General features: G+C 73.9%; 13 protein-coding genes. 8 read left to right on the top strand and 5 right to left on the bottom strand.

What is annotated here, in order from left to right:
- Nucleotides 1-16: 16 nt before the first annotated feature.
- Nucleotides 17-655: a class I SAM-dependent methyltransferase gene (locus tag BMY61_RS27630; RefSeq protein WP_042451529.1), complete on the bottom strand. Its 639-nt coding sequence runs from the start codon at nt 653-655 to the stop codon at nt 17-19.
- A 133-nt stretch (nt 656-788) separates the two neighbouring features.
- Here BMY61_RS27630 and BMY61_RS27625 point away from each other — a divergent pair, with 133 nt between their 5' ends.
- Both BMY61_RS27625 and BMY61_RS27620 read left to right on the top strand, forming a co-directional pair.
- A complete protein-coding gene (locus BMY61_RS27625) occupies nt 789-1,382 on the top strand; it encodes a transglutaminase-like domain-containing protein (protein ID WP_042451530.1) in 594 nt (197 codons plus the stop codon).
- A 33-nt stretch (nt 1,383-1,415) separates the two neighbouring features.
- Entirely contained in the window at nt 1,416-2,297 is an 882-nt protein-coding gene (locus BMY61_RS27620; protein ID WP_052438961.1) for an ABC transporter ATP-binding protein, read from the top strand.
- Here BMY61_RS27620 and BMY61_RS27615 read toward each other — a convergent pair.
- Together BMY61_RS27615 and BMY61_RS27610 are read right to left on the bottom strand one after the other, a co-directional pair.
- Complete coding sequence (locus BMY61_RS27615) at nt 2,269-3,378, bottom strand: FecCD family ABC transporter permease (RefSeq protein ID WP_082015228.1); 1,110 nt, start codon at nt 3,376-3,378, stop codon at nt 2,269-2,271. The genes BMY61_RS27620 and BMY61_RS27615 overlap by 29 nt on opposite strands.
- A complete protein-coding gene (locus tag BMY61_RS27610; protein ID WP_082015229.1) occupies nt 3,375-4,418 on the bottom strand; it encodes a FecCD family ABC transporter permease in 1,044 nt (347 codons plus the stop codon). The genes BMY61_RS27615 and BMY61_RS27610 overlap by 4 nt, the downstream gene beginning before the upstream one ends.
- 226 nt (nt 4,419-4,644) lie before the next feature.
- Here BMY61_RS27610 and BMY61_RS27605 point away from each other — a divergent pair, with 226 nt between their 5' ends.
- The 5 genes from BMY61_RS27605 to BMY61_RS27585 all read left to right on the top strand — a co-directional run bounded on the left by BMY61_RS27605 (nt 4,645) and on the right by BMY61_RS27585 (nt 11,671).
- On the top strand, nt 4,645-5,679 hold the full coding sequence (locus BMY61_RS27605; RefSeq protein WP_042451531.1) for an ABC transporter substrate-binding protein: 1,035 nt from the start codon (nt 4,645-4,647) through the stop codon (nt 5,677-5,679).
- Nucleotides 5,679-6,497, top strand: a complete 819-nt coding sequence (locus BMY61_RS27600; protein ID WP_042451532.1) for a siderophore-interacting protein — start codon at nt 5,679-5,681, stop codon at nt 6,495-6,497. The genes BMY61_RS27605 and BMY61_RS27600 overlap by 1 nt, the downstream gene beginning before the upstream one ends.
- Before the next feature lie 152 nt (nt 6,498-6,649).
- Entirely contained in the window at nt 6,650-8,098 is a 1,449-nt protein-coding gene (locus BMY61_RS27595; protein WP_042451533.1) for a pyridoxal phosphate-dependent decarboxylase family protein, read from the top strand.
- A gap of 10 nt (nt 8,099-8,108) precedes the next feature.
- Nucleotides 8,109-9,389, top strand: coding sequence for a lysine N(6)-hydroxylase/L-ornithine N(5)-oxygenase family protein (locus tag BMY61_RS27590; protein ID WP_042451534.1), 1,281 nt, complete (start codon nt 8,109-8,111; stop codon nt 9,387-9,389).
- The gene (locus BMY61_RS27585; protein ID WP_075004091.1) at nt 9,386-11,671 is read left to right on the top strand and encodes a GNAT family N-acetyltransferase; all 2,286 of its coding nucleotides are present in this window, start codon (nt 9,386-9,388) and stop codon (nt 11,669-11,671) included. Before BMY61_RS27590 ends, BMY61_RS27585 begins: the two co-directional genes overlap by 4 nt.
- Here BMY61_RS27585 and BMY61_RS27580 read toward each other — a convergent pair.
- Together BMY61_RS27580 and BMY61_RS27575 are read right to left on the bottom strand one after the other, a co-directional pair.
- Entirely contained in the window at nt 11,658-12,203 is a 546-nt protein-coding gene (locus tag BMY61_RS27580) for a hypothetical protein (protein WP_042451653.1), read from the bottom strand. The two genes, BMY61_RS27585 and BMY61_RS27580, sit on opposite strands and share 14 nt — an antisense overlap.
- A 45-nt stretch (nt 12,204-12,248) precedes the next feature.
- Nucleotides 12,249-13,550, bottom strand: coding sequence for an MFS transporter (locus tag BMY61_RS27575; RefSeq protein WP_042451535.1), 1,302 nt, complete (start codon nt 13,548-13,550; stop codon nt 12,249-12,251).
- Between the two features lie 120 nt (nt 13,551-13,670).
- On the opposite strand from BMY61_RS27575, the gene BMY61_RS27570 reads away from it, so the two are divergent.
- Nucleotides 13,671-14,654, top strand: a complete 984-nt coding sequence (locus BMY61_RS27570) for an ArsR/SmtB family transcription factor (protein WP_042451536.1) — start codon at nt 13,671-13,673, stop codon at nt 14,652-14,654.
- The last annotated feature ends 21 nt before the right edge of the window (nt 14,655-14,675 follow it).

Below are 14,675 nucleotides of genomic sequence, written 5' to 3'. Positions count from 1 at the left end.
TCTCCATGCCGTGCCGTCAGGCCTTCCGGACGAGGAGGCAGGCCTGCTCGCGGCGGACCCCGGGCAGGAGCAGCAGCGCCTCACGCGCGAAACCCGCCACCGCCAGCTCGGCGATGAGCTCCTCGGGCCGTATCAGCTCGATGACGTAGTCGACGTCCTCGTGCCCGTAGGCGGCCCGTACCTGCGACTGCCCCTCGCCGACATGGAAGCCGAGCAGGACGTACCCACCCGGGGCGAGCGCGCGGTGCCACTCGCCGAAGACGGCGGGCCGCTCGACCGGCGGCGTGTGCAGCAGCGACCACCAGGACAGCACCCCGCCCAGCGACCCGTCGGCGGCATCCAGGGCGGCCAGCGACCCCACCTCGAACCGGAGCCTCGGGTGCGCGCGCCGGGCACCCGCGACCGTCAGCGCGGAGATGTCGACCCCGTACGCCGGCACCCCCAAAGTCTGGAGAAATGCCGTCACATGGCCCGGTCCGCAGCCGAGATCGGCGACCGGACCGGCGCCGCCCCGCGCCACCAGCTCGGCGAAGGCCGCCACCATCGACCGCCCCCGGACGTCCTGGGCGAAGCGCTCGGGAACGGTGGCGGCGTACGTCCCGGCGACGGCGTCGTACGCACGCCGCGCCTCCTCCTCGCGTTCGCCGGCGCCCACGGAGTACCTCCCGGTGGTCTCGACCCTGCCGATGCCACCGTCCTATCAGCCACCTCCGACAACCGGGCGGCACCGCTGTCCAGGGTGTGGAATTCCGCGCGAGGCGACGGACGAGCGCGCGACCGTGGGGCGCATGATCCTTCAACCCGTGACCGACGACCTCGCCGCCTACCTCGCCGCGGACGAGGTGATCGACCATCGGCACCCCCCAGTGCAGCAGCTGGCCGCCGAGCTGGCCACCCCGGAGGCGGCCTTCCTCCACGTCCGCGACCAGGTGCTCCACTCCGCCGACGCGGGCTTCTGGAGCGGAGCGTTCCGCGCCTCGGAGGTGCTGGCGGCGCGGAACGGGATCTGCCATGCCAAGTCCCATCTGCTGGCGGCGCTGCTGCGGGCGCAGGGCGTGCCGACCGGCCTGTGCTACCAGCGGCTGGAGGACGGTGAGGGCGGATTCGTCCTGCACGGCCTGATCGCGGCGCACCTGGACGGCCGCTGGTCCCGCCTGGACGCCCGGGGCAACTGCGAGGGCGTGGACGCCCGTTACGACCTGGAGCAGGAGCGGCTGGCCTGGCCGGTCAGGCCGGAGCTGGGCGAGTGCGACTACCCCGGCGTCTACGCCGCGCCGCCGGCGGAACTGGCCGAGGCGCTCGCCACGGCGGTGCCCGGGGAGTCGGGGTACGGCTACCTGCCGAGCGAGCTGCCCGGGCAGGAGACCTCTCCCCTGGCTTGACATACTTAGGTTAGGCAACCCTAAGTTGATCGTATGCTTGAGACCCGTTCCCTTCACCTCGCCTACGAGCGGGAGCGTTCCCGCACCCGGTCCGCGCCCGTCGTCGCCGACCTCGATCTCGCGCTGCCGCGCGGCGCCGTCACGGCCATCGTCGGGCCCAACGGTTGCGGCAAGTCGACGCTGCTGCGCGGGCTCGCGCGGCTGCTGAGGCCGGCGGCCGGGTCCGTCCTGCTGGACGGACAGGACCTGCACCGCCTGCCCTCACGCGAGGTGGCCCGCCGGCTCGGGCTGCTGCCGCAGCAGCCCGTGGCGCCGGAGGGGATCACGGTGGAGGGCCTGGTCCGACTGGGCCGGCATCCGCACCAGGGGCTCTTCGGAGCCTGGAGCGCCGTCGACCAGGACGCCGTGGAACGCGCACTGGCCGCCACCGGGACGGCCGCGCTCCGCGAACGGCTCGTGGACCGCCTGAGCGGCGGCCAGCGCCAGCGCGCGTGGATCGCGCTGGCGCTCGCGCAGGAGACCGACCTGCTGCTGCTCGACGAGCCGACCACCTTCCTCGACCTGCGGCACCAGCTGGACGTGCTCGATCTGGTGGTCCGTCTCCAGCGCACCTCGGACCGGACCGTCGTGATGGTGCTGCACGACCTCGGCCAGGCCGCCCGCTACGCCGACCACCTGGTGGTGCTGCGTGCGGGCCGCCTGGTGGCGGCCGGGACGCCGCGGGAGGTGCTGAGCGCCGAACTGGTGGCGGAGGTGTTCGAGGTGGAGTGCCGGGTCGTGCCCGACCCGGAGACCGGCACGCCCCTGGTCGTCCCCGCCGCCCGGCACGGCGGCGCGGCTCTCGCCGCGCCCGCCACCCGGTCCGGCGAGGTCGTCGCACAGGCCGTCACACCGTCGCCGACCGGCACTCCTTGACCAGCAGCCGGACCAGGTATCCGCCGCCCAGCAGGCCGGTCACCACGCCGACCGGCAGCTGGTGGCCGGGCACCGTCCGCTGTGCGGCCCAGTCCGCTGCGACGAGCAGCAGCGCCCCCGTCACCGTCGCGGGCAGCAGGTTCGGCCCCGGAGCGCGGGTAAGCCGACGGGCCACCTGCGGTGCCGTGAGCGCCACGAACGCCACCGGCCCGCAGGCGGCCGCCGCCGCGGCCGCGAGCAGCAACGCGCTGACCAGCAGCACCCGCCGACTCCGGGCGACCGGGACCCCGAGGGCGGTTGCGGCGTCGTCGCCGAGTTCGAGCAGGCGCAGCGCGCGACCGTGCCCGAGCACGACGAGCGGCCCCAGCAGCGCGAGCGCGAGACCGACCGTCGCCGCCCCGCGCCAGTCGCTGCCGTCGAGGCTGCCGGTGAGCCAGAGCACCGCGCGGGCGGCGTCGGTCAGTTGGCCACGGGTCAGCAGGTAGCCGTTGACGCCGGTCAGCACCGCGCCGAGGGCGACGCCGACCAGGACCAACTGCTGTCGCCCACCCCGGGCGAGCAGCAGCACCACTCCCCCGGCGGCCAGCGACCCCACCACGGCGCCGGTGGGCACGACCGTCGCGCCGCCACCGAGCAGCACGATGGCGGTGAGCGCGCCGGTCGCGGCGCCCTGGGTGAAGCCGAGCACGTCGGGACTGCCGAGCGGATTGCGCAGCAGCGCCTGGAACACGGCGCCGGACAGCGCGAGGGCCGCGCCCGCGAGCAGTCCGGTGACCACCCGCGGCAGGCGCAACTCCTGGACGACGAAGTACGTGGCCGGATCGGCGGTCGCGGCGCCCGGGTCGACAAGCGCGCGGACCACGTCCGCCGGAGCGAGGGCGAGATCCCCGCCGAAGGCGAGGGCGAGGACGGCGACGACGAGGACGGCGAGCAGCAGCAGGAGGGTGACCAGGCGCGCGCGACGCGCGGACCGGTCCACCGCCGAACGCCCCACCTCCGAACGCCCCACGTCCGGACGTCCCACCTCCGGGCGTCCGGTGCCGGCCGCCTTCGGCGTCGTCAGGGTGCGCGTGCGGCTCATGCGGCGTCACCTCGTCGGCTCACCAGCACCAGCAGCAGCGCGCCGCCGGCCACGGCGGTGACGACGCCTACTTGGAGCTCGCCGGGACGGGCGACGAGGCGGCCGAGGACGTCGGCGCCCAGCAGCAGCACCGGGCCGAACACGGCGCAGTAGGGGAGGGAGCGGCGCGGGTCGGGGCCGCTCAGGCGGGCGACCAGGTGCGGGGTGAGCAGGCCGACGAAGACCAGCGGTCCGCAGGCGGCGGTCGCGGCGCCGCACAGCAGGGTGATGGCGACGGTCGCACCGACCCGGGTCGCGGGAAGGCGGGATCCGAGAGCGCGGGCGGAGTCCTCGCCGAGCGCCAGCGCGCCCAGCGGGCGGGCGAGGACGAGGGCCAGGACCAGGCCGACGAGGACGAACGGGGCCATCGCCGCGACGGTGCCCAGCCGCGCCGAGGCGAGCGAGCCGACGGTCCAGAAGCGCATCCGGTCCAGTGCGTCGGTGTCGAGCAGCTCGACGGCGCTCACGTAGGAGTACAGGGCGGCGTTGACGGCCGTTCCGGCGAGGACGAGCCGTGTGGGCGTGGCCGTGCGTCCGCCGCCGACGGCGTGGACCAGCACGGCGACGACAGCGGCTCCGGCGAAGGCGAACCAGACGGCCTCCCCGAAGCCGGAGAGCCCGAGCAGGGCCGAGGCGGTGACGACGGCGGCCGAGGCACCGGCGTTGACGCCGAGCAGGCCGGGGTCGGCCAGCGGGTTGCGGGTCAGCGCGCGCATCACGCCGCCCGCGAGACCGAGGGCCGCTCCGGCCAGCAGCCCGAGAAGGGTGCGTGGCAGCCGCATGCCGTGGACCACGTCGTAGGAGGGGGCGGCCGGGTCGGTGAGGCCCTGCCAGACGGCGCCCGGGGAGAGGGGCTTGGCGCCGAGGGCGAGGGAGAGCGCGAGGGCTGCCAGGAGCAGGACCGCAGCGAGGATCGGCAGGCGGAGGGGTCGACGTGCGCGAGCGGCCGGCCGGACGCCGCGCAGTCGGGGTGAGGGCGGATCAGCGGTCAGGGCGGTCATGGGCGAAGGGCCTCCGGGGTGTTCTGCGGCCGACTGGACAACGGCTCGGAAACTTAGGTTAGGCTACCCTAAGTTGACCTTGAGTCCGGGTGGCCGCCCCGTCGGCATCCGGCCGCCCCGCGCCCTCCGGCGTTCCCTCCGGCGTTCCCTCCGGCGTTCCCTCCGGCGTCTCCCTCCTGCTCCCGCCTTCGTTCACGAGAGCGTCCTCACGAAAGCGTTCAGCGCCATGCCCGTTCATCCCTCCCGCCGTTCCCTGCTCGCCGCCGGCGGCGTCGCCGGCCTCGGCGCGCTCCTCGCCGCCTGCGGCTCCTCCTCCCGGTCCGGATCCGCGAGCGCGGACGCCAAGTCGTCCGGCTCCACCACCACCGGACCCTGGCGCTTCACCGACGATCGCGGCACCACCGTCGCCCTCCCCCAGGCCCCCACCCGCGTCGTCGCCTACACCGGCACCGCCGCCGCCCTCCACGACTTCGGCGCGACGGACCGGATCGTCGGCGTCTTCGGGCCGACCAGGCTCGCCGACGGCAAGGCCGACCCGATGGCAGGACGGCTCGACGTCGGCAGGCTGACCGTCCTCGGCAACGCCTGGGGCGAGTTCGACCTGGAGAAGTACGCCGCGCTGCGCCCGCAGCTGCTGGTCACCGACATGTGGCTGCCCGGCCAGCTCTGGTACGTCCCGGACGCGAGCAAGGACAAGATCGCCGCGCTCGCCCCCACCGCGGGGATCACCATCGCCAAGGTCCAGCTGCCCGAACCGCTGGCCCGCCACGAGCAGTTGGCCGGGCTGCTGGGCGCGGACCTGCGCGCCGCGTCCGTCGTCTCCGCCAAGCAACGCTTCCAGCAGGCCGTGGAGACGCTGCGCCGCACGGCCAAGGCCCGCGGTGGCCTGAAGGTGCTGGCCGCCTCCGCCGGCGCCGACCTGCTGTACGTCTCCGATCCCTCCGTCTACCCCGATCTCTCCTACTACCGCAGCCTCGGCGTCGAGCTGATCGCGCCGAAGCAGGTCAAGGGCGGCTTCTTCGAGTCGCTCAGCTGGGAGAACGCCGACAAGTACGGCGCCGACCTGATCCTGCTCGACAGCCGCAGCTCGGCCCTGCAGGCCAAGGACCTGACCGGCAAGCCCACCTGGCAGCAGCTCCCCGCCGTCAAGGCCGGTCAGGTCGTCCCCTGGCTGAGCGAGGTCCGGTTCTCCTACGCCGGTTGCGCGCCGCTGGTCGAGCAGCTGGCCGCCGCGCTGGACCGGGCCCGGAAGGTCGCCTGATGGCCGCCGCGTCCGCCTCCGGCTGGGACTTCCTCGACCTGCGGGTGCTGCGCACGCAGACCCTCGGGCCTTCGATGCGCCGCGTCGTCCTCGGCGGCCCCGACGTCGACCGCTTCCGCTCCGGCGGTCGCGACCAGCGCTTCAAGCTGTTCCTGCCGCAGCCAGGGGAGCCCGCGCCGCTCGTCCCGACCTGGGCCGGCCCCGACTGGTACGCCGAGTGGCGCCACATGGAGCCGTCCCGACGCGCGGTGATGCGCTCCTACACCGTCCGCGCCCAGCGCCCCGGCGAACTCGCCGTCGACTTCGCCCTCCACGACGGCACCGGCCCCGCCGGCCGCTGGGCGGCGACCGCCGCGCCCGGCGACCACGTGGTCGCGCTCGGCCCGACGGACCCCGACAACGCGGGCATCGACTTCCGCCCACCGCAGGGCACCCGATGGGTGCTGCTGGCCGCCGATCTGACGGCACTCCCGGCCGTCGCGGGCATCGTGTCCTGGCTCGGCGCGGCGCATCCCGAGCTGCCGGTGCGGGCCTGGATCGAGGTCCCCTTCGAGCGGGACCGGCAGGAGCTGGTCTCGCAGAGCGCGGACCTCACGGTGCGCTGGGTGGCCCGCGGCGGCTTGCCGGGCGCGGTCGTCACCACGCAGGGGCTGCCGGCGGGAACACCGTACGCCTGGCTGGCCGGCGAGGCGGGCTGCGTGCGGGACCTGCGGCGCCACCTGCTGCGCGAGCGGGGGTTCGAGCGCTCGCAGGTGACCTTCACCGGCTACTGGAGGCGTGGCGCGTCAGAGGAGGACCTCCTCACCGAAGTTGCGTGAAGTCGTTCAGTTGCAGCGACCTCAGGGCCGCGAGGAACTGCGCGACAAGCCACCCGCACACCTGATTCACCGAACGCGCAGGGCCATCCACACAGGGGGGTTGTTCGCGCAGTTCCCCGCGCCCCTGGTGGTGCAACCACAGGAAGGATCCCATGCAGTCCCACCTGCTCAACTCCGCCTCCGTCGACACCTACCGGCAGCTCGTACGTGACGGCTCGGACCTCGTCGCACGCCATGTCGCCGCCGCGCAGCGACCGTTCACCGGCGTCACGCCGCACGCCCTCGCCCGTGAGGTCGGCGCCGTCGATCTGGACGCGCCGCTCGCGGACACCCGGGCCGCGCTCGACGAGCTGTCGCGGCTCTACCTGCGCGACGCCGTCTGGTTCCACCACCCCCGTTACCTGGCTCATCTCAACTGCCCGGTGCTGCTGCCCGCCCTGCTGGGCGAGACCGTCCTCACCGCGGTCAACTCCTCCCTCGACACCTGGGACCAGAGCGCCGGAGGCACCCTCATCGAGCGGCGTCTGATCGAGTGGACCGCCGCGCGGATCGGCCTGGGGCCGGACGCGGACGGGGTGTTCACCAGCGGCGGCACGCAGTCCAACCTGCAGGCCCTGCTGCTGGCCCGCGAGGAGGCCGTGGGAGCGGACCGGAGCGGGGGCCCTCGGCTGCGGATCTTCGCCTCCGACGCCGCGCACTTCAGTGTCGTGAAGTCCGCGCGGCTGCTCGGGCTCGCTGCCGACGCCGTGGTGCCGGTCGCCACCGACGACCGGCGCCGGATGGAACCGGCCGCGCTGGAGCGGGCGTTGGAGCGCTGCCGACGGGCGGGCGAGTTGCCGATGGCCGTCGTCGCCACCGCCGGGACCACCGACTTCGGCAGCATCGACCCGCTGCCCGCGATCGCGGAGACGTGTGCGCGGCACGGCGTGTGGCTGCACGTCGACGCCGCCTACGGCTGCGGCCTGTTGGTCTCGCCGACCCGGCGCACACGGCTCGCTGGCATCGAGCAGGCCGACTCGGTCACCGTCGACTTCCACAAGTCCTTCTTCCAGCCCGTCAGTTCGAGCGCCGTGCTGGTCCGTGACGCGCGCACGCTGCGGCACGCGGGACACCACGCCGACTACCTCAACCCCCGGCGGATGGCCGAGCGCGGCATCCCCAACCAGGTCGACGGGAGCCTGCAGACCACGCGCCGCTTCGACGCACTGAAGCTCTGGCTCACCCTGCGCGTGGTGGGCGCGGACGGAGTGGGCGAGCTCTTCGACTCGGTGCTGGACCGCGCCGCCGAGGGGCACAGCCTGCTGGTCGGCGACGAGCGGTTCCACGTCGTGGTCGAGCCGCAGCTCAGCACGCTCGTCTTCCGATGGACTCCCCCGCGCGCGCCCCGCGACGCGGCACTGATCGACGCGGCCAACCTGCACGCCCGGGAGGCGCTCGCGGCGAGCGGCGCGGCCGTGGTCGCGGGGACGGTCGTGGACGGGCGGCACTTCCTGAAGTTCACGCTGCTCAACCCCGCCACCACCGTCGCGGACCTGGCGGCCGTCCTGGACCTGCTCGACGGCCATGCCACCGCCTACCTCGCCGCCGACCGGGCGGCCTGAGGAGCCTTTGATGACCGACCGCAGGACCCACGACTTCGTCGCCATCGGCCTCGGCCCCTTCAACCTCGGGCTGGCCTGCCTCGCGGAGCCCCTCACCGACCTCGACGGCGTCTTCCTGGAGCGCAAGCAGGAGTTCGACTGGCACCCCGGCATGATGCTGGAGCAGGCCAGCCTGCAGACGCCCTTCCTCGCCGACCTGGTGACCCTGGCCGACCCGGCCTCGCCCTACTCGTTCCTCAACTACTTGAAGCAGCAGGGGCGTCTGTACTCCTTCTACATCCGTGAGAACTTCTTCCCGCTGCGCAGCGAGTACGTCGACTACTGCCGCTGGGCCGCCTCCCGCCTGCGCTCGGTGCGGTTCGGCCGGGAGGTGACGTCCGTGACCCACGAGGCCGACGCCGAGGCCTACGTGGTCCGGTGCGCGAACGGCGAGACGTACCGGGCGCGGCGCCTGGTCCTCGGCACGGGCACGCCGCCGCATGTGCCGGCCGCGCTCGACGGGGTCGGCGGGCCCGCGTTGCACAGCTCCCGCTACCTCGACCACGCCGAGGAACTGCGCAAGCGCGACCGGATCACCGTCGTCGGCAGCGGGCAGAGCGCCGCCGAGATCTACCTGGACCTGCTCGGCGACATCGACCGGCACGGCTACGAGCTGGTCTGGGCGACCCGCTCGCCGCGCTTCTTCCCGCTGGAGTACACCAAGCTGACGCTGGAGCTGACCTCTCCGGAGTACATGGACTACTTCCACGCCCTGCCCGCTCCCGTCCGCGACCGGTTGGGCACCGCGCAGAAGGCCCTCTACAAGGGCATCAGCGCCGACACCGTCAACGCCGTCCACGAACTGCTCTACGTCAAGTCGCTGCGCGGCCCCGTCCCGACGCGGCTGCTGACCAACACCGCGCTCACCGCCGCCCGTTACGACGAGGGCGCCGAGCAGTACGAACTGACGCTGCACCAGCGCGAGCAGGACGTCACGCACACGCTGCGCACCGACGCGCTGGTCCTGGCCACCGGCTACCGCTACCGGGAGCCCGCCTTCCTCGACCCGATCGCGGACCGACTCGCCCGCGACGAGCAGGGGCGGCTCGCGGTGCGCCGCGACTGGTCCGCGGACGCGGCCGGGTGCGGCGAGATCCTCGTGCAGAACGCCGCCCTGCACACCCACAGCCTCTCCGATCCGGACCTGGGCATGGGCGCCCACCGCAACTCCGTCCTGCTCCGCACCCTCACCGGGCGCGAGGTCTACCCGATCGAGCGCCGCATCGCCTTCCAGGAGTTCTCCGCCGCATGAACCACTCCCCGGCCCCGACCGCCGCCCTCGCCGACGAGTTCACCTTCCGCCCCGTCGACCCGGACGCCGACGCCGCGCTGCTGCACGGCTGGGTGACCGACCCCAAGGCCGTCTTCTGGCTGATGCAGGACGCCACCGTGGCGCAGGTCCGCGAGCAGTACACGAAGCTCGACGCCTGGATCGGCTGCTACCGCGGCGAACCGACGGTGCTGATGGAGCGCTACGACCCCGCCGAGGACGAGGTCGGCGCCGTGCACCGGACGACCGCCGGAGACGTCGGCATGCACGTCCTGACGGCCCCGACCGAGCGGCCCGTGGCCGGCTTCACCCGCGCCGCGATCACCGCGGTGCTGCGGCAGCTCTTCGCCGACCCGGCGGTGCGCCGGGTCGTGGTCGAGCCCGACGTGCGCAACCACGCCGTCCACGCGCTGAACGCCGCCGTCGGCTTCCGGCCGGTGGGCGTGGTGACGCTGCCGCGGACGGGCAAGCGGGCGCTGCTCAGCACCTGCACGCGCGAGCAGTTCCGCGCGGCGAGCGGGGCCCGCGAGCGCGAGCCGCTCGCGCACCTGACGCCGGAGCTGTGGGGACGCGCCAACCGGCACCTGGTGCGCAAGGCGCTGGCGGAGTTCGCCCACGAGCGCCTGATCACACCCGTGCCGTTGCCCGACAGCGGTGGCTGGTTCGGTTGCGCGAGCGACGACGATTCGGTGGCCTACCGGTTCCGGGCGGACCTGCTGGCGCTGGACCACTGGCGGATCGACCCGGACACCATCGTGCGCCTGCGGGCCTCGGACGGCGTGGAGCTGCCGCCCGACGCGGCCGGACTGGTGCTGGAGCTGCGGCGCAGCCTCGGGCTCTCGGACGAGGTGCTGCCGGTGTACCTGGAGGAGATCACCAGCACGCTCGCCGCGCTGGCCTTCAAGCTCTCCCTGCCCGAGGTGAGCGCGACGGAGCTGGCCGCCGCGGACTTCCAGTCGATCGAGGCGGGCATGACGGAGGGCCACCCCTGCTTCGTCGCCAACAGCGGCCGGCTCGGCTTCGACGCCGTGGACCAGCTGCGCTACGCGCCGGAGGCGGGCGCGCCGGTGCGACTGCTGTGGGTGGCCGTCCACCCGGACCACGCGGTGCACGCGCTCGGGCGCGACGTGGACGTCCGAGCGCTGGGCGCGCCCCGGATCCCGGCGGAGCTGGCCGGATACGTGGCGATCCCCGTCCACCCGTGGCAGTGGCACAACAGGCTCGTCGTCTCCTACGCGGACGAGATCGCGGCCGGGCGGGTCGTGCTGCTCGGCGAGGGCCGGGCCGGAGGGCGGGACAGCCACCTGGCCCAGCAGTCGATCCGCACCTTCTTCAACTCCGCCGCGCCGGACCGCCCGTACGTGAAGACCGCGCTGTCCGTGCTCAACATGGGCTTCACCCGCGGTCTGTCGGCCGACTACATGGAGCACACCCCCGCCATCAACGACTGGCTCGCCGATCTCGTCGCCGCCGACGCGACGCTGACCGGCTGCGGGTTCTCGATCCTGCGCGAGCACGCGGCCGTGGGGTACCGGCACCCGCAGTACCCCAAGGGCACGCCGCAGCAGAAGCAGCTCGCGGCCCTGTGGCGGGAGAGCCCGCTGCCGCTGCTCGCCGAGGGCGAGCGGGCGGCGACGATGGCCGCACTGCTGCACACCGACCGGGACGGCGCCCCGCTCGCGGCCGCCCTGGTCACCTCCTCGGGCCTGACCCCCGAGGAGTGGCTGAACCGCTACCTCACCGCCTACCTCGTCCCCGTCGTCCACGCCCTGTGCGCGTACGGGCTCACCTTCATGCCGCACGGCGAGAACGTGATCCTGGTGCTGGACCGCGACGGCGCGCCCCTGCGGGTCTTCTTCAAGGACATAGCCGAGGAGATCGCCGTGCTGGACCCGGCGACGCCCCTGCCGCCGCAGGTGGCCCGGATCCGCGCCGAGGTGCCGCGCGAGCAGTGGGCGCTCTCGGTGCACACGGACGTGTTCGACTGCTTCCTGCGGTTCCTCTCCGCCGAGCTGCACGCCGCCGGCACCGTGCACCAGGACGTCTTCTGGGCGGTGGTGGCCCGCGTCCTGCGCGACTACGCGCGCGCCCACCCCGAGCTGGCCGACCGGTTCGCCGCGCTGGACCTCTTCGCCGAGCGGTTCGCGCTCTCCTGTCTCAACCGGCTGCAACTGCGGAACAACCGGCAGATGGTGGACCTGACCGACCCGGCCGGCGCCCTGCAGTTCGCCGGGACACTGCCCAATCCCATCACGCGGCACTGACCACGGCCGGAGCCGTACGCAGGGCAAGCTCCTCCCGTTCGACCGCCTTGATGTGGCGCCGTGCCAGCCAGAGCGGTACGGCGCCGAGGACGCCGAAGGACATGTCGATCGGCAGCCACCACAGCGGCAGCCCGCGCAGCGGGCCGCAGACGGACGCGAGCGGGATGATCGCGGCGCAGGCGATCAGCCCGAACTCCAGCACCCAGACGTTGCGGACCGGATCGCGCAGCGGCCCGACGAACGCCACGGCGATGACCAGGTGCGCGAAGGCCAGCCAGTCCGTGCCGTAGGCGAGGAACGGGTAGTCGCGCCGGGTGGCGACCAGGCCGGTGTGCACGTGGCGGACCCAGTCGACGGCGCCGGGGAGGTGTCCCGCGAGCCCCGAGAGCGGTGAGCCGCGGTCGCTCGCCCACCACACCAGCCAGCCTGACTCGGTGACGAGCGGAAAGGCGGTGAGCCCGGCCAGCACCAGCCCGGCCATGAACAGGACGATCCACACCCGTGCGCGCCGAAGGCGCTCCCCTTGGTTCATGGGGATCATCATGGACCTGTTTTTGAACGCGTTCAACTCCGAGTCTCACCGGTGCGCGCGGGCGAGGCGCCCGAGCAGCAGGACCGAGACCCCGCAGAGGAGGACCAGGAAGAGCCAGGGCAGCGCCGCGCCGTGCGCGGCCAGCAGCGTGAACAGGGCCGGGGCCGCCGTCTGCCCGGCGGTCCAGGACAGCTGGTAGACCGCCAGGTAGCGTCCCCGCAGGTCGGCGGGGGCCAGGGCCACGCTCAGCTCCTCCTGGAACGGCGTCGCCACCGTCTCGGCGAGGTTGTAGACACCGCCCGCCACGACCAGGCCGACGACCACCGCCCACCCGGGCGCGCCCGGCAGCATCGCGAAGACGGCGAAGGCCAGTGCGTAGAGCGCCGCACCCCAGGCCACCACCCGGCTCGAACGGTGACGAGCGAGGCGCCCGGTCACCCATGTCTGTGTCAGCACCACCTGCGCACCGTTCGCCACCAGGAGCGCCCCTGCGATCCAGGCCGGCCGGTGCAGACCCTGCGTCACGAAGACCGCGAGCAGCAGCGACAGCACGAGCGAGGGGAGGACGAGGGTGAGGTTGACGGCGATCAGCAGCAGGTAGCGGCGGTCGCGGAGCACCCTGCGGTAGCCCGCGGCGGCGACGTCCGGCCCCGCGTCGCGTTCGGTGCTCCTGCCGCCGCTCCGACCGGAGCGCTGCCCCGCGTCCCGCCTGAGGGGCGACGCGTCGGCCGGGCGCCAGCGCGCGAGCAGCAGCGCGGCGATGACGTAGCTCACGGCATTGGCGAGCACCGCCGCCCGCAGACCCGTCACCCCGCCCGCGCCCACGGCGAACGCGCCGAGTGCGCCGCCCGCCGCGAGGCCCGCGTTGCGCAGGGTGTGGAGCAGCGCGAACCACCGCGGTCGGCCGTCGGGCCGCGCCGCGAGCGCCACGAGCCCGGTGCTGGACGTCCAGTAGGTGACCGCGCCGACCTGGGCCGCCCAGGCGACCGGCACGATCTCCCAGAATCGGCTGCCGACGACCAGGAAGCCCGCGTACGCCACCGCCGAGACGGCGTTGCCGGCGAGGGCGACGCGTCGGGCGCCGAACCGGTCGATCAGCGGGCCGACCACGACGGCCGTGGGCGAGGCGAGCAGCCGGGCCAGGGTGAGGGCGGCGCCGACCTCGGCGAGCGGGAGGGTGGTGGTCGTCGCGAAGTAGACCACCACGAAGGCGAGCACGAGTCCGGTACCGAGGCTGTCGATGGTGGCGGCACCGAGGAGCGGGCGGTTGCCGCGGGTGTCCGGCAGGCCGAACCGGTCCCGCAGCGGGACACGGGCGCGCCGCTCCGCGGCGATCAGGGTGGACATGCGTGAGGACCCTTTCGGGCGAGGGGATTCGGGTTCGCGGACGAGTCTCGGCGCGGGTAGGGTCCGTGCCCAGAGATTCCACGGTGATGGAATCGACGGCCGCGCCGGGGAGGGGACGCGTTGCTGACGCTGCAGTTCTCGGCCCAGGACCTGGCCCGCATCCGGTTCGCCTACTCGCCCCTGGGCGAGACGGTGAGCAGCCTGCGCGCACTGAAGGACCCGGGCTCGCGCGCGGTCCACCTGCCGTGGGCGCGGCGCACACGCCGCCTGCTGGCCGAGCGCGAGGTCCCCTTCGAGCTGCTGTCGGCGCTGGTCCGGACGCCCGCCTCGTACATCCCCGACCTGCTGACCCCCGTGCCAGAGTCCGGAAGCCCCGACCTGGAGGAGGAGTTGGCAGCGCTGACGGCGCTGCCCCCGACGGCCGTACGCACGGATCTGGAGCGCATCGTCGCCCCGTGGGAGCCCGCCGTCGTGGAGTTCCATCGCGACCCGGCCGCCGGGCTGACCCGACTCGCCGACGAGATCCGCGCCTACCACGCGGTCGCGGTCGCCCCCCACTGGCCGCGCATGCGCCGACTGCTGGACGGCGAGATCCTGCGACGGGCCCGACTGATGGCCGACGACGGCGCCGGGGCGCTCTTCGGCGATCTGCATCCGATGGTGAGGTGGGAGAACGGCCTGCTGCGGGTGGCGCACAGGAGCGTCCACGGCGACCGCACCCTCGACGCCGGGCTGGGGCTGGTGCTGATCCCGTCGGTGTTCGTCTGGCCGGAGTGCTTCTCGCAGACCAACCCGCCGCGCCAGCCGGGGCTGAGATATCCGGCGCGCGGAGTCGGCTGCCTGTGGGAGAGCGGCCCGACCGCCGCGCCGGACGGACTCGTCCGCGTCCTCGGCCGCTCACGGGCGGTGCTGCTGGCCGAGTTGGGGTCGCCGCACTCCACCACGGAGCTGTCCGTGCGCACCGGCATGCCCGCAGCGACGGTCTCCCACCACCTCAAGGCCCTCCACGCGGCGCGGCTGACGACGGCCACCCGGGTGGGCCGCAGCGTGCTGTACCTGCGGACCCCGGCGGCGGAGTCGCTCTTCGACGACGAGGGCGACTGAGACTGCGCGCGCGACCGCCCC

The organism is Streptacidiphilus jiangxiensis (assembly GCF_900109465.1).
Lineage (GTDB): Bacteria > Actinomycetota > Actinomycetes > Streptomycetales > Streptomycetaceae > Streptacidiphilus > Streptacidiphilus jiangxiensis.
This window is presented reverse-complemented; position numbering and strand designations above follow the sequence as displayed.